The 20,634-nt window shown below is 41.4% G+C and carries 17 protein-coding genes and 1 other RNA gene; 5 read left to right on the plus strand and 13 right to left on the minus strand.

Translation table 11 applies throughout. From position 1 onward, the window contains the following. Positions 1-301 precede the first annotated feature (301 nt). Both fdhD and AC503W_RS18845 read right to left on the minus strand, forming a co-directional pair. Complete coding sequence (gene fdhD, locus AC503W_RS18840) at positions 302-1,099, minus strand: formate dehydrogenase accessory sulfurtransferase FdhD (protein WP_402870822.1); 798 nt, start codon at positions 1,097-1,099, stop codon at positions 302-304. A gap of 61 nt (positions 1,100-1,160) precedes the next feature. Continuing rightward, the gene (locus AC503W_RS18845) at positions 1,161-1,523 is read right to left on the minus strand and encodes a Na-translocating system protein MpsC family protein (RefSeq protein ID WP_402870818.1); all 363 of its coding nucleotides are present in this window, start codon (positions 1,521-1,523) and stop codon (positions 1,161-1,163) included. Positions 1,524-1,858: 335 nt separating this feature from the next. On the opposite strand from AC503W_RS18845, the gene fdhF reads away from it, so the two are divergent. From fdhF to AC503W_RS18860, 3 genes are all read left to right on the plus strand, one after another. Continuing rightward, positions 1,859-4,792 carry a formate dehydrogenase subunit alpha gene (gene fdhF, locus AC503W_RS18850; protein WP_427685768.1) on the plus strand — a complete coding sequence of 978 codons (2,934 nt, stop codon included), beginning with the start codon at positions 1,859-1,861 and terminating at the stop codon, positions 4,790-4,792. A gap of 17 nt (positions 4,793-4,809) precedes the next feature. Next, on the plus strand, positions 4,810-5,283 hold the full coding sequence (locus AC503W_RS18855) for a helical membrane plugin domain-containing protein (protein WP_427685770.1): 474 nt from the start codon (positions 4,810-4,812) through the stop codon (positions 5,281-5,283). 123 nt (positions 5,284-5,406) lie between these two features. Continuing rightward, on the plus strand, positions 5,407-6,456 hold the full coding sequence (locus AC503W_RS18860) for an Mrp/NBP35 family ATP-binding protein (RefSeq protein WP_427685772.1): 1,050 nt from the start codon (positions 5,407-5,409) through the stop codon (positions 6,454-6,456). A 15-nt stretch (positions 6,457-6,471) separates the two neighbouring features. On the opposite strand, the gene AC503W_RS18865 is transcribed toward AC503W_RS18860, so the two are convergent. The 10 genes from AC503W_RS18865 to secG form a co-directional block, all read right to left on the minus strand. Next, positions 6,472-7,461 carry a nuclease-related domain-containing protein gene (locus tag AC503W_RS18865; RefSeq protein WP_427685774.1) on the minus strand — a complete coding sequence of 330 codons (990 nt, stop codon included), beginning with the start codon at positions 7,459-7,461 and terminating at the stop codon, positions 6,472-6,474. 411 nt (positions 7,462-7,872) lie between these two features. Then, positions 7,873-9,528 (minus strand): FAD-binding dehydrogenase, encoded by a 1,656-nt coding sequence (locus AC503W_RS18870; protein WP_494915400.1) that lies wholly within the window; start codon positions 9,526-9,528, stop codon positions 7,873-7,875. Positions 9,529-9,724: 196 nt separating this feature from the next. Then, entirely contained in the window at positions 9,725-10,714 is a 990-nt protein-coding gene (locus AC503W_RS18875) for a ketoacyl-ACP synthase III (RefSeq protein ID WP_427685778.1), read from the minus strand. Positions 10,715-10,811: 97 nt separating this feature from the next. Beyond that, positions 10,812-11,156: a hypothetical protein gene (locus tag AC503W_RS18880; RefSeq protein ID WP_427650392.1), complete on the minus strand. Its 345-nt coding sequence runs from the start codon at positions 11,154-11,156 to the stop codon at positions 10,812-10,814. A gap of 303 nt (positions 11,157-11,459) precedes the next feature. Then, the gene (locus AC503W_RS18885; RefSeq protein ID WP_427685780.1) at positions 11,460-13,220 is read right to left on the minus strand and encodes a methyl-accepting chemotaxis protein; all 1,761 of its coding nucleotides are present in this window, start codon (positions 13,218-13,220) and stop codon (positions 11,460-11,462) included. A 376-nt stretch (positions 13,221-13,596) separates the two neighbouring features. Beyond that, positions 13,597-13,959, minus strand: a transfer-messenger RNA (tmRNA) gene (ssrA, locus tag AC503W_RS18890). Positions 13,960-14,082: 123 nt separating this feature from the next. Then, positions 14,083-14,550, minus strand: coding sequence for an SsrA-binding protein SmpB (gene smpB, locus AC503W_RS18895; protein WP_402870780.1), 468 nt, complete (start codon positions 14,548-14,550; stop codon positions 14,083-14,085). A gap of 59 nt (positions 14,551-14,609) precedes the next feature. Then, positions 14,610-16,979 (minus strand): ribonuclease R, encoded by a 2,370-nt coding sequence (gene rnr / locus AC503W_RS18900; protein ID WP_402991324.1) that lies wholly within the window; start codon positions 16,977-16,979, stop codon positions 14,610-14,612. Between the two features lie 33 nt (positions 16,980-17,012). Further along, positions 17,013-17,759: an alpha/beta hydrolase gene (locus tag AC503W_RS18905; protein ID WP_427685782.1), complete on the minus strand. Its 747-nt coding sequence runs from the start codon at positions 17,757-17,759 to the stop codon at positions 17,013-17,015. Positions 17,760-17,893: 134 nt separating this feature from the next. Then, positions 17,894-18,127 carry a preprotein translocase subunit SecG gene (secG, locus tag AC503W_RS18910; protein ID WP_402870772.1) on the minus strand — a complete coding sequence of 78 codons (234 nt, stop codon included), beginning with the start codon at positions 18,125-18,127 and terminating at the stop codon, positions 17,894-17,896. A gap of 177 nt (positions 18,128-18,304) precedes the next feature. Here secG and AC503W_RS18915 point away from each other — a divergent pair, with 177 nt between their 5' ends. Together AC503W_RS18915 and AC503W_RS18920 are read left to right on the plus strand one after the other, a co-directional pair. Further along, the gene (locus AC503W_RS18915; RefSeq protein ID WP_402870769.1) at positions 18,305-18,853 is read left to right on the plus strand and encodes a hypothetical protein; all 549 of its coding nucleotides are present in this window, start codon (positions 18,305-18,307) and stop codon (positions 18,851-18,853) included. A 55-nt stretch (positions 18,854-18,908) separates the two neighbouring features. Beyond that, on the plus strand, positions 18,909-19,727 hold the full coding sequence (locus tag AC503W_RS18920) for a M15 family metallopeptidase (protein WP_427685784.1): 819 nt from the start codon (positions 18,909-18,911) through the stop codon (positions 19,725-19,727). A 171-nt stretch (positions 19,728-19,898) separates the two neighbouring features. Here the strand turns inward: AC503W_RS18920 and AC503W_RS18925 are convergent, their stop codons facing one another. After that, on the minus strand, positions 19,899-20,537 hold the full coding sequence (locus AC503W_RS18925; protein WP_427685785.1) for a YdeJ family lipoprotein: 639 nt from the start codon (positions 20,535-20,537) through the stop codon (positions 19,899-19,901). Between the last annotated feature and the right edge of the window lie 97 nt (positions 20,538-20,634).

Consider the following 20,634-nt stretch of genomic DNA (forward strand, 5'->3'; position numbering starts at 1 on the left):
TTCTAATATTTTGTACGGTTGCCTCTAAAAAGGTAAAAAAGCAGAGATATTTTAAAGCGATATCACCACTTTTAAAAATCGTCCCTACTTATAATGTGTATATCTTTTAAAAGAAACTCTCGCATTAATCATGCATATTTTGTTGTATTAACGATAATTGATATACCCCTTAGTTATTCATTACAAACAGGTATGACAACTTTCAAGTTTCATTTTATTATCAACTGATTTTTCATTTGCAGCTAAAAGACGTCAAAATAAAACCCGAGTGGATCAGCAATCCACTCGGGTCTAATAACTTCTATTCATTTAGTTGAATCCGGTCAGGACAAGTATAAATATTCATCGAATCATTACGGATAAATCCGACGGTAGTGATTCCCAACCCTTCCGCTAGCTCCAACGCCAATTCAGTTGGTGCGGATTTAGAAAGGATCAACTCGCATCCGATCTTCGCCACTTTCAACAGTATCTCCGATGAAATGCGCCCACTGAATACAATCGCTTTTCCTTCTAAAGATATACCATTCTTCAAGCAATACCCATAGATCTTATCCAATGCATTATGGCGCCCGATATCCATTCGGCTTAATACAAGCCCATTCACATCACACAATGCCGCATTATGGACACCACCGGTTTGTTGGAACGTCACCGCGGACTGTTGCAGGTCCTTCATTAAGCGGAAGCAATCTTCCGGTGTTAGCCTTACCGTCATATTCTCCATCTTCTTGGCGGTCAGAGCATCGTTTACGAAGACGAAACCTTGTCTACTTCCTCCACAGCATGAAGTAATATAACGTTTATTCTGAAACTCTTGGTAATAAGGATTCAGCTTATCCGTTTTGACGTGGACATATCCTTCTTTTTCCTGAAACCAAATTTCTTTGATTTCTTCATATTTACGGATAATCCCTTCCGAGGCTAAATAACCGATGACCATATCTTCAATGTATTCCGGTGTACATACCATCGTCACGAACTCTTGCCCATTTATCTTCACTGTAACGGGAAATTCCGTCACAACCGTGTCTTCCGTCTGCTGGACTTCCCCTTTGCTAATGCGGATGATCTCCCGTTTTTTCTCTATCTCCTTCATGCCTTCACTCCTCATTATCTACACGAACTTCATGCCCCTTATATAAAACAGTAAAATGATATCAGTTCGATTTTAGTTTTCCTGCTATGTCCTGGTCAAATACAAACACAGAGATGGCTATATTTTCCTTCACTTTAATATCAGAAAACAAATGAACCAGGTTCGCACCGACCAACTCTTCCATTCCCTCTGGAGGAGCAACCGAATAAAGATCCTGAATCATTTTTGTCCTAGCTGAATGAACCATGTCTTTGCCCTCTTCCGTACTCGAAATGAATATTTCCGTCGGAGTCAAATTCCCATATAGCGTGGAAACAGCCATATTATCTACAAAAACCGTATGAATACGCTCTGGCCCTTTTCCGAATAGTTCTTTTCGGAGCTTTCGAATCATATCATTGAATTCATGGATTACTTTTGACATCTTGATTTCGCTCCTAACATATGATATTTCATCTAGTATTTCCTTATCATAAAGCAATAAGATTAAAAAAAAAAGTTTATTGAAAATAACTACTTTTCTCATACTGATTGTTTCTTTTTATAATTAAAGGTATAATACCTTTGTGAAAGTTGGTCACATAATAAGATTTGTTATGTTTCTATCTTTTATCCATCATTTATATAATGGTTTGGATTGGTATATTGGCAAGATTTGCTTTTAAACTTTTCCACCATGACTTACATCACTGTTCAGAGACAGAGGTGTAATCATGGTGGTTTTTTTCGTGTTTTTTGGTAATAAGAGGGGGAAAAATTATGAGCGATTCAATTACTATTAAAATCAATGGCTTGGATTATAAAGCAAAAACTGGATCGACAATCTTGGAAGTTATCAATGAAAATAAGATAGCCCATCCACAGGTTTGTTATGTTCCTGAAGTAGACCCGATTCAAACATGCGATACGTGTATCGTGGAAGTGAATGGGAAACTTGTTAGATCATGCTCGACAAAAGTCAATAGCAGCATGGATATCTCATTGGATTCAACAAGTGCAAAAGCAGCACAAAATGAAGCAATGGATCGTCTTCTTGAGAATCACCTATTATATTGCACAGTTTGTGACAATAATAACGGCAACTGTAAACTGCACAACACTGTAGAATTAATGGAAATCCCGCACCAAGACTTTACGCCTAAAACTACACCGGATTTGGCTGTGGACATGTCCCATCCATTCTACCGCTATGATGCGAACCAATGTATCGCTTGCGGACAATGCGTAGAGGTTTGTCAAAATCTACAGGTTAATGAAACGCTATCCATCGATTGGGAAGCAGAACGTCCACGTGTTATTTGGGATGAAGGAACTGAAATCAATAATTCATCATGTGTGGGTTGCGGACAATGTGTAACTATCTGTCCATGTAATGCGTTAATGGAGAAATCCATGCTTGGAGAGGCTGGCTTCATGACAGCCATGAAAGAAGATATTATGGAACCAATGATCGACCTAGTTAAAGATGTCGAGCCTGATTTCAGCGTAATTTTCCCTGTTTCTGATATAGAAGCAGCTATGCGTGATACACGTACGAAGAAAACGAAAACGGTTTGTACGTTCTGTGGTGTCGGCTGTTCATTCGAAGTTTGGACAAAAGGGCGCAAAATCCTTAAAGTTCAACCTACGCATGAAGGACCAGTTAATGCGATTTCCACTTGCGTTAAAGGGAAATTTGGTTGGGATTTCGTAAACTCTGAAAAACGTATCACTAAACCATTGATCCGTAAAAATGGTAGATTCGTTGAATCAAGCTGGGATGAAGCCCTTGACTTGGTTGCATCAAGACTTGGTTCAATCAAACAACAATACGGTGGCAATTCCGTAGGATTCATTTCTTCATCTAAAATCACGAATGAAGAAAACTATGTGATTCAGAAATTAGCACGTCAAATGTTCGAAACAAATAACGTCGACAACTGTTCTCGTTATTGTCAATCTCCTGCGACAGACGGATTATTCCGCACAGTCGGTATGGGTGGAGATGCTGGTACGATTAAAGATATCGCTGCAGCAGGACTTGTCATCATCGTCGGTGCAAATCCAGCCGAAGGACATCCTGTTCTAGCCACACGCGTAAAACGTGCACATAAGCTACACGGACAAAAACTGATTGTTGCCGATGTACGTAAAAACGAAATGGCTGAGCGTTCTGACATCCATATCAGTCCAAAACAAGGTACTGACCAAGTTTGGTTGATGGCCGTTACTAAATATATGATCGACCAAGGCTGGCATGATCAAGAATTCATCGATGAAAATGTTCACTTCTTTGACGATTATAAAGAGATACTAGAAAAATATACCCTTGATTATGCAGAGTTAAACACAGGAATTTCAAAAGAAACATTGATCCAAATTGCAGAAGCGATTCGCGATGCAGATGGTACTTGTATTCTTTGGGGAATGGGTGTTACACAAAACACTGGTGCTTCCGATACGTCGGCTGCCATCTCTAACCTTCTATTGGCTACAGGTAACTACCGTCGTCCAGGGGCTGGAGCTTATCCGCTTCGTGGCCATAATAACGTTCAAGGTGCTTGTGATATGGGAACTCTACCGAACTTCCTACCAGGATACCAACGTGTTACGGATGATGCTGCCCGTGCTAAATTCGAAGAAGCATATGGTGTCAAAATTGACAACAAACCAGGTATGCACAATATTGAAATGCTGGAAGCCATTGAAAAAGGCGACATGAAAGCGATGTACCTTGTCGGTGAAGATATGGCACTTGTTGATTCTGATGCAAACCATGTGGATAAAGTATTATCAAGCCTAGACTTCTTTGTTGTTCAAGATATCTTCCTTTCTAGAACAGCCCAATATGCAGACGTAGTATTACCGGGAGCTCCTTCTCTTGAAAAGGATGGAACATTCACGAATACAGAGCGCCGTGTCCAACGTCTATATAAAGCACTTCCTACTTTGGGAGATTCTAGAGCGGACTGGGAAATCACCCAAGAAATCGCTAACCGCTTAGGTGCAAATTGGAATTACACTCATCCTAGTGACATCTATGATGAAATGGCAAGCCTGTCACCTATTTTCAGCCAAGCCAATTACGAAGTACTTGAAGGCTGGAACAGCTTCCTATGGGGAAGTCATGATGGATCAAGCACACCGCTTCTTTATACGGATGGCTTCAACTTCCCTGATAAAAAAGCTCGCTTTGCCATAGCTGATTGGGTAGAACCACATAAATTCCCTGAAGAATTCGATCTTCATATCAATAATGGACGTATGCTTGAACATTTCCATGAAGGAAATATGACGAATAAATCTAACGGAATTCAATCTAAGGTTCCTGACATTTTCGTTGAAGTTTCTCCGGAGTTAGCCAAGGAACGTCAAGTGAGTGATGGCGGATTAGTTCGATTGGTATCACCATATGGTGCCGTCAAATTGAGAGTGCTGATTACAGACCGAGTGAAGAAAAATGAACTATTCCTACCGATGAACTCAGTCGACAAGGATTCAGCCATCAACTTCCTGACTGGTCCTATATATGATCAACGTACAAGTACACCTGCTTATAAACAAACGAAGGTACGTATGGAAGTGCTTAAAGAAAGCGGAGAAATTCCATTGCCGGGATCTAACCCACGTAATAAAAAACGTCACCCTCAAAATGGTGTTGAGGTTCAACGTAAGTGGGCACGCCCAGGTTATGTACACTTAACAGATAAATAATAAGGAGGGTGAAGATCATGGCAGCTCCTATCACGGAAATCCATAATCCTATAACAGAGGAAGAAATCAAGTTACAGAAAATCGAAGAACTAAAAATGCTCGTCACCGATAATGAAGAGATGTTAAACAGTGTGTTTAACATCCTCGGTGAGCTGAACGACTGCGGCGTGCTTGATGCCGCCACTTCGATGCTTAGAGGAAAAGAACAAATAGCAAAAGTCGCTCTTGGACAAGTAACCAGAGAACCCGTAACCAACTTAATCAACACGCTTATGGGTGCAACTGGAGCCTTGATGAAGGCTGATACTGACCAAGTGACAAAGCTCCTTAGCAGCGCACTTGCAGGCATCGATGAAGGTAGCAAATTCATTGAGACCGATAAAAAAATCGGTGTCATGAATTTAGTAAAAGTATTGAACGACCCCGACATTAATCGTGCAATTGGTTTCGGCATCCATTTCCTAAAAGGAATGGGTAAAGAACTAAAATAGTAACAAAAATTTAAACAGACTATCCCCAAGTCGAATGTAAACAATAAATAGTATGAAGGCTTAAAAGAGGCATCAGCCTCTTTTGAGTCTTTTTTAAAATTATAACTATAAAGGACGGATGAAATGATAACAAAAGAAAACGTCATAGATGCCTTAAAACACGTTCAAGATCCGGAGTTGAATAGAAGTATCGTTGAACTGAATATGGTTCGAAACATCAATATCATGGAGGGACATGTTTCATTAGAAGTTGTCCTTACCATTCAAGGATGTCCACTAAAAGCTAAGATTCAAGAAGATATCGAAAGCTCTTTAAGAAAAATCGGTGCATTAAGTGTGTCCTTGAAATTTGGTTCAATGACCAAAGAAGAACGGGAAACCTTGACGAAAGTATTAAAAGGCAACGCGACAACCGAGACTGGTATGCCAAAAATGCTTGCTCCTGATTCAGGTGTGAAGTTCATTGCCATCACAAGTGGTAAAGGCGGCGTCGGCAAATCTACCGTGACAATCAATCTTGCAGTAGCACTAGCACGATTGGGCAAACGTGTCGGTATTCTGGATGCTGACATTTACGGTTTCAGTGTTCCGGCCATGATGGGCATCACCCAAAAACCGACGATGATCGACCAAACTGTCATTCCTGTGGAAAGCCACGGTGTAAAGGTCATGTCGATGGGCTTCTTTGCAGCCGATGATAACCCTGTTATGTGGCGCGGACCAATGCTGAACAAGTGGATCAAAAACTTCCTTGTGAACACGCATTGGGGAGAATTAGATTACATGTTGCTTGACTTACCTCCAGGTACAGGTGACGTAGCGATCGATGTTGCTGCCATGATTCCACAAGGTAAAGAAATCATCGTAACTACACCACATAATGTCGCCTCTTTTGTTGCGTCAAGAGCAGGTGCAATGGCCAAGCATACGAAACACGAAATCGTCGGTATAATCGAAAACATGGCTTACTTTGAAGAACAAGATGGATCGAAGAACTACCTGTTCGGAAAAGGCGGCGGAGAAATGCTTGCGAAACGTCTTGGAACAGAAGTGATCGCGACCATCCCATTCTCGAACCGTAAAGAAAACAACGACGCCAACGTTTTTGATGAAGAATCCTACATTGGTGAAACTTTCGCATCATTAGCGGAAGACTTAGTTAATCAATCCTAATAGGTAGAGGCTGGCTCAATTGGAGTCAGCCTCTTTTTCATATTCGAAAGGCAACCTATACACTTTCCCCTTATTCACCCCTTCACTGACAAGGTCCATGGAACGCAAAATCCTTGTCGCACTAGCAGAAGATGAAACACGTAAAAACTCCCTTAATTGTCGATTCGTTATCGTGGGACCAAGTAGGAAATAATAATCTTTTAATGCTCGAATATGTCCATCTTTACTCTCGTGCTCACACCTGGAGCATCTCCATTCCCTACGCTGCTTCAATAATGGAGACATCAAACACTTCTCACAGATGACTCCTTTTATAAGGTCCTCCATGGAAAGATTGAACCGTTCGAGAACGGAAGCATCCGCTTCAGTATGATGCTTATTGATGATTTTGATGATTTTTTTCAATTCTTTATCACTGAGACTTGGTTGGTTGATGGATTTTTCGATTTGGTGGATTTTAAAAGGTAGGGTATCACGATGGATGACTTTGTAATGAAGATTTCGGTTTTCAGGATTCGCGCGGATAATTGTTTGAGGATTACTAATTACGACCAGAGAGTAAATTGGGGGTTCTGTCAGCCCATGTTGCAAAAACCAACTCTTCAATTGTGATTCATGACGCTCAATTTGAATCAGGGGATCTGGAAACCCCATCTCTTTTCCGTCTTTCGTCCGTATGAGCTGATTAAAAGTGGAATCGAAATAGAGGGAACCTGCTATATTCTTCACTTCGATGATGAGGATGAATTTTCTGGATAGTAATAACGTATCAATTTGGAAAAAACGAGTTTGATCCTGTAACCTGATATCATGGAATATGAAATACTCCTTCGTTTCAAGAAAACTCAAAGGAAAATCGATAGCGCACTCTCCCCTATAGCCAGCTTCCTTTTTACTAAGTTCACTCATAATAAAGGGGATTTTCGGATGGGCTGGTGGAAGCCTGCGCAACAAAGCCTGTAATTTCAGGATAGAAAGCGGGATTTTACGTTCCTTTATAATCATTTGATCACTCCAATCTTGTTATTCTCTCCATAAATTCTATGGCAGAACGTGATATTCCTTTAAATTTCCGAATTATATCCTCCGACTGAGTTTTATCTTCGCTTTCCGAATATTTATCTTCACAAACAGGATCTTATCTTCGGAAAATGCTCTTTTATCTTCCCATTAATCTGATATATCGATTTTTCGACAATATCAGATAAATTTCATTAAAGACTTGCTGATATTACAGTCCGTCCTTTGACGTTTTATCTTCAAACTTTGGATTCTAATTGTGAAATGTTATATCAACCAAATTAAGGACTTTATCTTCACTTACCGAATATTTATCTTCACAAACAGGATTTTATCTTCGCAATTGCATATTATATCGATTTTTCGACAAAAAAGGACCAGCACCAGGCAAGTCCATCAATCTATATTATCTGCAATCGCACGTCCAGCCTGTCTCCCCGAGAATAGGCACCCACCCAGAAATGTCCCTTCCATGGAGCGGTAACCGTGGACACCGCCACCTCCGAATCCGGATACTTCGCCTGCTGCATAAAGTCCTGGCACTGGCTTTCCTATTGCGTTAAGAACTCGACCAGATAAATCCGTCTGCAATCCTCCCAGCGTCTTTCTACTGACTATATGTAACCGCACAGCAATCAGCGGGCCCTTTTTGGGGTCCAGGATTTTATGGGGAGAAGCCACTCTCACAAATCGGTCACCGATATAATTTCGTGCCCCCCGCATGGCCGTGATTTGCAGGTCTTTCGTGAATCTGTTGTCAATCTCCCGGTCCCTCGCTAAAATTTGCCTTTCAATCTCTTCAGCACTCAGTAAGTTCTCCCCAATAATCTTATTCATCCCGTCTACTAGTTCCGATACTGTACCTGCAATGACAAAGTCCTCTCCCTTATCCATAAAAGCTTGTACGGGAGCTGAAGCACCTGGCAGTACACGGGATAGAACCTTTCGAATGCTCTTCCCCGTCAAATCGGGGTTTTGTTCAGAACCTGACAATGCAAACTCTTTTTCAATGATTTTCTGCGTCAAGATGAACCAGGAATAATCATTTCCGGTCTTCTGGATCGCCTCAAGCGTCCCCAGCGTATCAAACCCAGGAAAATTCGGGGCTGGAAATCGTCGTCCTTTTGCATCCAGCCAAAGCGACGACGGACCTGGGAGAATGCGAATCCCATGCTTATTCCAAACCGGGTCCCAGTTTTTGATTCCTTCCGTATAGTGCCACATCCGGTCGCGGTTTACAATCCTCCCACCCGCTTTTTCCGTGATGGCCAGCATCCTTCCGTCCACATGCTCCGGTACACCGGAAATCATCGTCTTCGGCGCTTTCCCAAGTCGGGCAGGCCAGTTTCTTCTAATCAAATCATGATTGGCACCAATTCCACCGCTTGTGACAAGAACAGCCTTCGAATGAAATGTAAAATCCCCGACCACTTCCCGGGAACTCGCCTCACCTCGGCCTGCCAAGCTTGGAACGAGTATCGATCCTCCCACCCCGATTACCGCGTCATTTTCCGTCATCAATTCATTGACCCGATGGCGGGGTCGATAGTCGACAAGCCCCTTTTCCATTGCCCTGCGAACTCTCTCTTCAAACGGTTTAACGATGCCAGGCCCTGTCCCCCATACGATATGAAACCGCGGAACCGAATTGCCATGGCCTTCAGCCAGATAGCCACCACGCTCAGCCCAGCCGACTACCGGAAAAAAGCGTATACCTTGGGAGGATAGCCATTCCCTTTTTTCCCCGGCAGCGAACTCGACATACGCCTCCGCCCATTTCTTGCCCCAATAATCTTCGTCCTCTTCCCTATCAAAACCAGCGGTCCCCAGCCAGTCCTGCCAAGCAAGTTCCTTAGAGTCCCTGATTCCAAGCCTACGCTGCTCAGGTGAATCCACAAGGAATAAACCACCAAAGGACCACCATGCCTGCCCACCCATAGATGCTTCAGGTTCTTGATCCAAAAGTAGAACCCGCTTCCCGGCATCAGCTAGCTCCGCCGTGGCCACTAACCCTGCAAGACCAGCTCCGACAACGATCACGTCCATTTCCATTTATATTCCCCCGATTTTTAAAATGTGCCCGCCTTCGATTCTATGCTTTAGTCCTTATTCCCTGCAAGATCATGATTTCCTTCTTAAATAAAAAAATGCCTAAACTGTCTACGACAATTTAAGCATTGGTTTTCAACCGATATATGATTTAAAATATATGTTTACAAGACTTCTTCATAATGAAAATGCGCGTGGTTCAATACTTAAATAATATAGCAATCAATTCAAATCCTGCACCAACAGTCCAGAACAAGACATAGTCACCGCGTTGAATCTGGTCCGTTTCTATTGCTTCATGAAACGCAATGAAAGGACTACTTGTACCTGTGTATCCAAAGCGATCTCCCACGTAGGTAATTTGCTTATCCTCGATTTTCAGATTTTCTTGAATCTTAAGGATGTTCCCTAAAGCGAATTGAGAGAAACAATAGGATTTAATATCGCTTACCTTCAAGTTATTTCTTTCTAGAATCTGATTGATCATATTATATGTAGGCGGTAGAGAATCTGAAGCATCAAAAGGAAGCCATTTTATATATCTTCCGTTGCCCGTGCCTTTTAGTGTCTTTGACAATCCGTTTACCGGATAGTTAATGAATTCTTGATGCATCGGATCCGTATAATAAATGGAATCAATAAAACCAGTATTTTCTTCTGTTTTTTCTAGAATCACTGCCGCAGCCGCATCTCCATAATTAGCATATGTAATTTCATCATCCGGGCTACTCAATAATGAATTGTAATCTGAACCCACGATTAATGCTTTTTTAACATAAGGATTGGATAACATATATCGACTGGCTTGATCTACTGCCACTAACATACCAGCACAGTTTGCATTGGAATCTAGAACAATCGTATGATTATTTGCCTCTATGGCTTGATGGACAAGCACTGCATTAGTTGGATAAGTGGTTTCAGGAATCTGGGTGCTAAATACAATCATATCCATATCTTTTCCTGACAAGTTAGCTTTTTGAAGCACCCGTCTAGCTGCTTCAATTCCCATCGTTAAACCATTTTCTTCATCATTATCAATCAAATACCGTTCTTTTCTTCCCATAACATTTAAAAAGTTTTGAATGTTTTTTCCTTTTTTCTCTTGGAAATGTTTTAGGTAAAAATCATTACTTACGGATTTTTCCGGGTGATAGATTGCGACGTTCTTAATTCTGATGTAAGACATATCGTGTTGTGTTTCCCCTTTATATTTTATGACATTTAGAACCTGTGAAGTTTCTTATCTCTTTTAAAAGCAAAGATTTTTTTAGGACGAGCATCTTTTATATTTTCACTACTTCTACTTGTGAAAGACCCGTATTTCGCGCTAAACGTGCCAATTGCATTTTCAAGATTGTACTATCTTTAATTTTGAAGATGATTTTTTTGAATCCGGACTGTTTATATAGTTTATAAGAACCTTCTAATTCAGGAATCATTTGCGATGTAACGACATTCATTGTCGTACAATCAATTTCCAATGTGTAAACAGATGCGTCGATTGACCCTACCATTTTGTGATAATCGTTCGTGAATGCCTGTGCGTCGGCTGGTGTAAATGAACCACCTACAAACATCTCTATTACCTTTTTGCTTGAATTGATGTTAATATCGTACTTCTTAGTCATGATGAACCCCACCTTTTAAGTAGATGAAATATAAATCCGTCCTGAAATGAGTATAATGTTCCATTTCCTTTTGCCTGTATATATTTTATCGGCCACTCTATATTTTTTTTAACATCAAAAGTCATTTAATATTCTCTCGGTGAAGGAAAGATCAAAAGCGTATGTCCCCTGTTTGCGCACTCAATTGACGTTTTAACACTTTTATTTTTTTGTAAGATTTATCCTCAGAAAAACTGCACCCCATTTGTTAGATACAATTGGGGTGCAGGTAAGTTCATTATAACTTGATGCTTTTTTTTATATTTACACTTTGAATTGATCCACTAGTTCTTGAAGGTTGCCTGCCATAGTGGTAAGTGCATTGGCTGATGAAGTGATTTCTTGCATAAAGGCTAATTGTTCCTCTGTCGCTGAAGCAACATTTTGAGAATGCATAGATGTTTCTTTTGAAATGTTCGTGATATCAGCAACTGTTAAGGAAACCTCATGGGCGCCTGCAGAAATGATTTCAGATATGAATGCCATTTGTTGGACAAGTTTACCCGATTTATCCAATGCGAGACGAATATCACTAAAGCTTTCTTCAGTCTGTCTAACAATTTCAAGTCCTTCATTTACATCTGTTTTTACTTGATTAATAGAAAAATTAGACCGTTCCATATCTCCTTGAATTTCAATAATTAATTCCGAAATTTGGATAGCTGATTTCTGTGATTGTTCCGCTAACTTACGCACTTCGTCTGCCACTACTGCAAACCCCTTACCTTGTTCACCCGCTCTTGCCGCTTCAATTGCTGCGTTTAATGCAAGTAAATTCGTTTGATTCGCAATCTCTGTAATTGCCTTTGTGATGTCACCGATTTCTTTAGACCTCTTGCCTAGCAATTTAATTACCTCGCCGCTTTCATGAACAGAAGTATGAATAGCTTTCATTTGATTCACAGTTTTATTAACAAACCCTTCACCATCATAAGCCTTTTCAGAGGCATGAGAGCCTGCAAGGGCAATTTCGGCAGAATTATTGGCCATGGTCTGAATACCCTGTGAAACTTCTTCCATCGCCTCGCCAGTCTCTTCTATTGAAATCGTTTGACTTTCTGCTCCACTAGCTACTTCTTGTATTGACTCCGTAATCTGTTCAGTAGCCTTACTTGTTTGTTCCGTACCAGCTGTTAGTTGTTCTGATGAGGAGGCAACTAGCTCGGAAGTCCGCAAAACTTTTTGAATCATGATTTTAAGATTATTACTCATGAGATTAAAATGATTTGATAATACACTGATTTCATCTGTTCCATTGTCTTTTAACACAGATCTGAAATCTCCCTTGCCTGCTAATTCTAATACATGTGAAACATTCGTTAATCTTTTCTTAAGTCTCTGTGTAAACCAGATTGTAAGTATTCCAGATAATACAATGATTCCGGTTAAGACTATGATGAAGATCTTGAAGAAGGATGACAGTGTTGAGTCAACAATTTCTTGTGATACTCCTACATACAATACTCCGATTGCTTGTCCATTTCCATCTAATAGTGGCATATAAGCAGTCTGTAATATACTACCAACCACTTTAGCTTCACCTCTATAATTTTTACCTTGTATTAAAACGACATCTTTCACTTCTTCTGAAATTTTCGTTCCAATAGCCCGTTCTCCATTATTCAGCACATTCGTAGCAACTCGGGTGTCTTCTTGGAATAATGTAACTGTGTCACCAGTATCTTTTCCAATAGTATCAACGAGGTCGAAATTCCCGTTCATTGCCACAGTACCCTTATATAATTTTCCTCCGTCTATTTTCCAATCTCCAGGATACTTCGTATCTATGAATCTGTAAGCTGAAGCTAAATCTCCTTTTGCTTTCTCGACTGATACTGTTTTGACTCCTTTTGATACTTGTTGCACTACCACAGCACCTACGATTACGGAAAAAAGCAATATGATTCCTAATACAATGAAATTTATTTTTGCGCCTAAGGTAAGCTTGAATTGCATTTTTCTTAGCTTCCGCCTCTTATTCCTTGGCTCATTCTTACTTTCCGATTTGTCTATCGAGTTATCCATTTCTAACTCTCCCTTATATCTAGTAATATTGACCACTCTCTTGTACGTTGAACGGATAAGAGTTTTCTCTAAATAGTTATCGGCAGATATTTTAAATTATAAAATCCACTATCTGGTAACCATAAGAAATGAAGCGTATATCTCGTTAGAAAAATGGATTTTTCCTATGATATAAAGGAATTATTTTAATTGTTAGGAATCAAAATTATTATGATAGTTCTATTGGGAGAGGATATTCATTAGTAAGGTGCTTATTCTTTAGTAGTTGACGCATTTGGCTCTATAGGAGTATTAGGAGAATAAAAAGAGGGAATTTATTTTATTATTCTTGTTGGACATTATGTCCCAAAACACAAAAAACCACCAATATATGTATTGGTGGAGACGGTGGGAGTCGAACCCACGTCCAGACATAACGGCACTTAAGCTTCTACGAGTGTAGTCGATATATTCGCGTTTCGCGAACTCATTAGCCTATCGACAGGCGGCAGAGCAGCTAGTCTGATTGGTCTCTTCCTTCATCCTCAGACGGTGGATTCCGGCGTATCCCACTTAGAGTGAGTCCCTTACCCTACCACGTGGGCCATGGAGGGAGGAACAGCTTAACGTCTGTTGTTACGCAGCGAAAGCTAGGTTGTTGTTTTGTTTGCCAGTTATAGGCGTTGACGTTTTAACGAGGCCGATCCCCTCGACTCGCAACTTAAGCTCGAACTATCCCTGTCGAATCCGTAACGTCCCCATGATAAGAATGGAGCGTACGAGAAAAGAATAGTCAGCAAGTTGGCTGATATTCAGTTGTCATCGGTACAGGTTTAATTATAACAGATTGAATCAAAAAATCAATTGTAAGGTCTTGGTAACCCTACATCTTTTGACGATCGCGGAAAGCACGTTCGATATCACGTTTTGCTTCTTTCTTCTTCAGGTCATCACGCTTGTCATATTGTTTCTTCCCTTTACCCAACCCGATTAAAACCTTGGCGAAGCCATTTTTCAAATACATTTTCAATGGGACGATGGTGTAACCCGTTTCCTTCGTCTCACCGATCAGTTTATTGATTTCCTTCTTGTGTAAAAGAAGCTTCCTTGTCCGCAAAGGATCATGGTTAAACTGGTTCCCCTGCTCATAAGGGCTGATATGCATATTGTAAAGGTAGATTTCGCCGTTTTCTATCTTGGCAAAGGCATCCTTCAAATTCAGCCGTGCTGCACGGATGGCCTTGATTTCGGTCCCTTTTAATACGATACCCGCTTCAAATGTTTGTTCGATAAAAAAATCATGGTACGCTTTTTTATTTTGCGCTAATTGCTTTCCTGAGCCTTTTGGCATCTAACTCTCCCCTTTTATCCAATCGGAGAGAGGATGACTGGATCATCCTCTCTTCCGTTTTATCTCTTTTTAGGTTTTCTTTTACGCTTCGCTGCCGGCGCATTTTCAAAGAACTTTTTCTTCTTTTTCGGCTTTTTGTCAGAAGAAGCTCCACCGTTTCGGGTGTCACCACTACGGCCGCCTTTGCGTTCCGATCCTCTTGAATCTCCGCCTTTGCGCTTTCGGCCGCCTGGACCTGAATTGGCCTTGAAGATTTTCTTCTCGCCTGAAGGACGCGGACGGCTTACTTTCATGCCGATGATTTCAAAATCAATCGCCCGTTCTTCTTTATTGACGTTGGATACCCGAATGTCGATTTCGTCGCCAATCCGGAACACTTTTCCTGTCCGTTCCCCGATCATTGCAAGCTGACGCTCATCAAAGCGGTAGTAATCGTCTGTCATGAAGCTGACATGGACAAGCCCTTCGATGGTATTCGGCAACTCGACAAACATTCCGAAATTCGTAACGGAGCCGATGATCCCTGTATATTCTTCTCCGATTTTATCAAGCATATATTCTGCTTTCTTTAAATCATCCGTTTCCCGTTCCGCGTCAACGGAGCGACGTTCGCGTTTCGATGTATGGTCCGCGATATCCGGTAAAATGGCATTCCACTTCTCTTTAGTCGCTTCATCGAGTTTCCCTTCGATCAAATACGTCCGAATTAAGCGGTGGACGATTAAATCTGGGTAACGGCGGATCGGTGATGTGAAATGAGTGTAAAACTCGGCCGATAGACCAAAGTGACCCAGGCTTTCCGGATCATATTTTGCTTGTTGCATGGAACGGAGCATGACGGTCGAGATGACCGTTTCTTCAGGCTTACCAGCAACGGCTTCGATGATGTCCTGCAAAGCCTTTGGATGTACATCATTGGCAGATCCACGGACGATATATCCGAAGTTCGTGATGAATTCAAAGAAACGTTGTAACTTTTCCGGTTTCGGATCTTCATGAATACGGTAAATGAATGGCACATCAAGACGGTTGAAGTGTTCTGCAACAGTTTCATTAGCAGCAAGCATGAATTCTTCAATCAGCTTCTCTGCGACTGATCTTTCACGTAAAACTACATCCGTTGGGTGGCCTTCTTCATCAACAATTACTCTGGCCTCATTGAAATCAAAGTCGATTGCCCCGCGATTCATCCGTTTCTTACGAAGGATGGCAGCCAATTGCTCCATATTCTGAAACATTGGAACAAGGGATTCATAGCGTTCCATTTGTTCTTCGTCTTTATCGACAAGAATCTTGTTCACATTGCCATATGTCATCCGTTCCGTCGTTTTAATGACACTATCGAAAATATCATGAGAAACGACTTCCCCATCCGGTGTGATTTCCATTTCACACGATAACGTGAAGCGATCGACCTGCGGATTCAATGAACAAATCCCATTCGATAGACGATGCGGGATCATAGGAATGACCCGGTCAACCAAATACACGCTCGTCCCTCTTTCAAGTGCTTCCTTATCAATCGGTGAACCTTCTGTCACATAATGGCTGACATCGGCAATATGTACGCCAAGCTTATAGTTGCCGTTTTCGAGTTTAGTAACCCCAACAGCATCATCCAAGTCCTTCGCGTCCGCTCCATCTATCGTAACCAATACTTCATTGCGTAAATCCCGGCGGTTTCCAATTTCGGATTCTTTGATGGTATCTGAAACAGCATTAGCTTGCTCCATCACATCTTCAGGGAATTCCATCGGAAGGCCATATTTATGGATGACGGATAGAATGTCTACACCTGGATCATTTTTATGACCGAGGATTTCAATGACTTCTCCCTCTGCGCTGACGCGTCCTTCCGGATAAGAGGTAAGCTTAACGACAACTTTATGCCCTTCCACCGCTCCATGGGAAGCATGCTGGGGGATGAAAATATCATTGGCGATTTTCTTATCATCTGGGATGACAAATCCGAAACTTTTGCTTTCAGAATATGTACCGACCACTTGTTTGATCCCACGTTCAAGGATCCTGATGACTGTACCTTCCTGTCTTGAACCAGATGTTTCCGATGAAACCCGGACCATGACAATATCTCCATGCATCGCTGTTCCTGTTTCATTCGGCGGGATGAAAATATCATCCATTCCCGGGTTATCTTCCGGCGTCACAAAGGCAAATCCCTTTGCATGTCCGGTTAATTTACCACGGAATAGATTCATTTTTTGAGGCAGGCCATAACGATTGCTTCTCGTCCTGACAACCAACCCCTTTTCTTCCATCTTAACTAGCGCCTTCACGAAATTCTTGAAGTCCGCCGAGTCTTCGATTTTAAGGGCCTCTTCCAATTCTTGTACCGTAAGTGGCTTATATGCTTCATCTTTCATGTATGTCAGAAGCTTATTTATATGTTCTTGAATATTATCTTCCATAAAAACCCTCCTATTCAGGGTATGATTAATTTATTATTCGGACCAATCCAGGCTTTCTAAAAATTCTAATACATCTTCATGCAGCTGTTCACGCTCTTTATCAAGGGTGATGACATGGCCGGATTCTTCATACCATTTGAATTGCTTAACGGGCGACTCGACAGCTTCATAAATAATATCGGCACTTTTTGAATTGATAACATCATCATGTCGACCCTGGACGACAAAAGTCGGTGCGTAGATATGATCTACGTGCTCACGTACATCCGTTATCAATTCTTGAAGAGCTTTTAATGTACGCATGGGTTTATCAGCAAAGCGGCCCATTTCCTCTTCGATTTGATCTTGCTCTTTTCCCTCGTACTTTTTAAATTCTCTAGCGTAGTCCAATACTCCTTTATACATCGCTTCTTCACTTTTGATATACATAGGCGCACACATTGATACGATACCCTTTATAGGTACAGTGTAACCTAATTTGAGAGAAAATACGCCTCCTAATGACAGTCCGGCAACAGCAATTTCCGTATGGCCTTTTTCTTTTAGAAAATCATAGGCCATCATCACATCTTTCCACCAGTCAGAAGGACCCGTTTCCACCAATTCTTCAGGTGGGACACCATGTCCTTTATAGTGCGGCGCATGGCAGGTATATCCTCTCTTTTCGAGATATCGTCCAAGCATTCGTACATCGGCGGAATTACCCGTAAATCCATGTAAAAGTAAGACCGCCCTTTTTCCACCTTCAAAGGTAAAGGGCTTTTGCAGCTTCATTTTCATATGTAATAGGCTCCTTTAACTGTAACTGTCATCATCACTTGTTTTTATAATTTCTAAATTAACTATAGCTATTCCTGCAACTATTGTGCAAAGAAAAAAGCCTAGCTATTTAGCTAGACTCATTTTTTGATCCATTACACATCAAAGTACGCAACAAGTAAAGTTAAAGCAAAGAATAAAACAGCTAATACGATAGTTGCCCGATGAAGAACAAGGTCTAAGCCGCGTGCTTTTTGCTTTCCGAATAACTGCTCAGCACCGCCAGCAATCGCACCTGATAAACCTGCACTTTTTCCTGATTGAAGCAATACCGTCACGATAAGCGCGATACTGACAATCACCAAAAGCGTTATGAGTAATGCATGCATGCAATTACACCTCCTGAAGAACCAATAAACAATTACCTTAACTTTACCACACCCATAAGGTATCCACAATCATTGTTATGGAATAATGGAAAGAATTCCTAGACTTCATAGTCATTGTTTTCTTTTTGAATCAAAATTTGAGATAATTCACTTAAAAGAGAAGAAAGAGGTGTTCCTATGTTTAAGCCCATACTCCGGATTCTTGATATACTGACCATCCTATTCTCCGCGGTAGCCGGTTACTCCCTTTGGGCAAACGGCAGTAATTTAATAAGTGTCCTGTTAATCATTCTCTCACCACTTCTACTGCTGCTAGCCAAGTATCATGGAAACCGATATTTATTATTTGCTGCATATATCACGACAACCATTTATTTTACTGCTATTATTTATAATGGACTTTCAGATAGCAGCATCGACTTTTTCCAATCGGGCATCAGCGTCTTATTACTAGGATTAGCGGCCTTTTTATTGAGTATCATAGCCGCCGTCATAGGGTTTGGTACGAATACGCTTACCATTCTCTGGCTCGCCTTACATGCGCTTGTCAGCTTTGAAACAGTTACGATGAACAGTGCTTCCGGGTTCCTTTCCCACTTTTGGACAACCCCCGTGGTCGAAGCCGCCATCCGTAATGATTTTCCTTTCTTATTGATGATCATCTGGATTGGCTTGTTTCTAGATAAATACCAGCGGGAGTTAACAAGGGACTATTTATCCCGATAATATTCTTAGAACCTTATTTTTTTGGAAATCTTATTTATACCAAGGAGCTTTTCGTATGTTAAAACCTATATTCACCGCAACCGCTCTTTCTTCCTTCATCTTACTAGCTGGATGTTCGTTCGATTTTTCATCGGATGAGAAGATAGAACAAAACGAAGAACAATCATCCCAGAATGCCTCAGAAGAAACGCAGAAGGATGATTCTGCAGGGCAAGTCAAACATCAAGTTGCCGTCGATACAACGGCAAAACCTGCCCAGGAAGGCCTTCAGACATTAGCCGAGCCTGAAAGTATACCAGTCCTGGTCAATAAACAATACAGCCTTCCCGAAAGTTACAAACCGGCTGACCTGATCTACCCTAAAGTCGATTTCATCTTCGAAGATAAAATCGAGAAACGGATGATGAGAAAAGAAGCCGGTAAAGCGCTAGAGAAAATGTTCCAAGCGGCTGAAAAAGACAATATGCATCTAGCCGGCGTTTCCGCTTACCGTTCACACCAAACTCAGATCGCCATCTTTAGTAACTACGTCGCACAGGACGGCGAAGAAAAGGCTAAAACATATAGTGCCCTGCCTGGAACAAGCGAACATGAGACAGGGTTATCCATTGACGTCACAACACATGACGGGGCCTGTGCTGCCCAAGACTGCTTTGGTGACTCAGAAGAATCTGCATGGCTTGCAAAGAACGCCCACGAGTATGGATTCATCATCCGGTATCCTGAGGGGAAAGAGGATATCACGGGCTACAAGTATGAACCATGGCACATCCGCTACGTCGGTGTCGATGTCGCTACAGAGATATTTGAGGCCAACAGCACATTGGAAGAATATTATAACGCTGTACCGGTAGAAGCCAGTACTAAGAAATAACAATAATGAGGGGGTCCGAGGGTGGACGCCCCTTTTTTTGAGTTTAATCAAACGTTTGATTAAACCCATTACTTGCTGGTATCTCTAGCTTTAGACGTTTATGGAACAAAAGAAAGTGCCTCTAGTTTCAATGGTAATTCACTGCTCTCCCTTGAACAATACAGGGGGATATTAATGAACCTGTAACAATTGGATTAACTCTATGATTTCTTCATCCTCACCCGGATCGACGTACAAGTGCTTTGCATGGGTAATCAGGTCGGTATAGAACTTCTCACCAGCGGGATACCTGCCGTCCCACCGTAAAGGGACATTATATATATGAATCGTACCGTCCCCATTGCTAGAATACGTAACGGATCCATCCACCAAGCGAGAACCTGCTAACTGAACAACATCTTTTGGATAGGCAGCACTGGTGTCATCATTAGGATTGAGCGGGGTGCCTGCCGGAAAATGCCTCACATTCAATTCATCAATATCCTGATTCGCGCCAAGCTGCAACCAAATTCTAGCATACTCAATCTGTTCAGTAGAGTACATGGATAGTGTTTCTTTCCCTTTCTTATCACCTGTTTGTTTCCCATCACTTTCCGGTGAGGGAGCGATGTCATTCGCCGCTTCGTCATCTGCCCCCCCTAGCTCATCTGTAGCTTCACTCTCATCTATGCCGGATACCTCTTCTGAATCTGTCATTTCATCTTTTCCTGAAGAATCAACTGCGGATTCTTTGCCAGCACATCCTACAAGCATTCCGGATAACAACATTGAAGCCCCACTAAAGAAAAGCTTCCTAGTTAGCTTTTTCATCGTCACTCAGTCCTTTCTAATCGCACCCGTCGTATTTATCCTTTCTAAATTGTAGTATATTGGAAATTTATGCTAAAATCATTATAAAATATATGAG

The sequence above is a fragment of the Peribacillus suis genome (assembly GCF_059384845.1).

What these genes read in the sequence shown, in the direction of transcription:
- AC503W_RS18905 (WP_427685782.1), bottom strand. Translation starts at nt 17,759, where the DNA reads ATGAAAATGAAGCTGCAAAAGCCCTTTACCTTTGAAGGTGGAAAAAGG.
- AC503W_RS18925 (WP_427685785.1), bottom strand. Translation starts at nt 20,537, where the DNA reads ATGAAAAAGCTAACTAGGAAGCTTTTCTTTAGTGGGGCTTCAATGTTG.
- secG (WP_402870772.1), bottom strand. Translation starts at nt 18,127, where the DNA reads ATGCATGCATTACTCATAACGCTTTTGGTGATTGTCAGTATCGCGCTT.
- smpB (WP_402870780.1), bottom strand. Translation starts at nt 14,550, where the DNA reads ATGCCAAAAGGCTCAGGAAAGCAATTAGCGCAAAATAAAAAAGCGTAC.
- rnr (WP_402991324.1), bottom strand. Translation starts at nt 16,979, where the DNA reads ATGGAAGATAATATTCAAGAACATATAAATAAGCTTCTGACATACATG.
- AC503W_RS18870 (WP_494915400.1), bottom strand. Translation starts at nt 9,528, where the DNA reads ATGGAAATGGACGTGATCGTTGTCGGAGCTGGTCTTGCAGGGTTAGTG.
- AC503W_RS18865 (WP_427685774.1), bottom strand. Translation starts at nt 7,461, where the DNA reads ATGATTATAAAGGAACGTAAAATCCCGCTTTCTATCCTGAAATTACAG.
- AC503W_RS18855 (WP_427685770.1), top strand. Translation starts at nt 4,810, where the DNA reads ATGGCAGCTCCTATCACGGAAATCCATAATCCTATAACAGAGGAAGAA.
- AC503W_RS18920 (WP_427685784.1), top strand. Translation starts at nt 18,909, where the DNA reads ATGTTAAAACCTATATTCACCGCAACCGCTCTTTCTTCCTTCATCTTA.
- AC503W_RS18915 (WP_402870769.1), top strand. Translation starts at nt 18,305, where the DNA reads ATGTTTAAGCCCATACTCCGGATTCTTGATATACTGACCATCCTATTC.
- AC503W_RS18885 (WP_427685780.1), bottom strand. Translation starts at nt 13,220, where the DNA reads ATGGATAACTCGATAGACAAATCGGAAAGTAAGAATGAGCCAAGGAAT.
- AC503W_RS18845 (WP_402870818.1), bottom strand. Translation starts at nt 1,523, where the DNA reads ATGTCAAAAGTAATCCATGAATTCAATGATATGATTCGAAAGCTCCGA.
- AC503W_RS18880 (WP_427650392.1), bottom strand. Translation starts at nt 11,156, where the DNA reads ATGACTAAGAAGTACGATATTAACATCAATTCAAGCAAAAAGGTAATA.
- fdhD (WP_402870822.1), bottom strand. Translation starts at nt 1,099, where the DNA reads ATGAAGGAGATAGAGAAAAAACGGGAGATCATCCGCATTAGCAAAGGG.
- fdhF (WP_427685768.1), top strand. Translation starts at nt 1,859, where the DNA reads ATGAGCGATTCAATTACTATTAAAATCAATGGCTTGGATTATAAAGCA.
- AC503W_RS18875 (WP_427685778.1), bottom strand. Translation starts at nt 10,714, where the DNA reads ATGTCTTACATCAGAATTAAGAACGTCGCAATCTATCACCCGGAAAAA.
- AC503W_RS18860 (WP_427685772.1), top strand. Translation starts at nt 5,407, where the DNA reads ATGATAACAAAAGAAAACGTCATAGATGCCTTAAAACACGTTCAAGAT.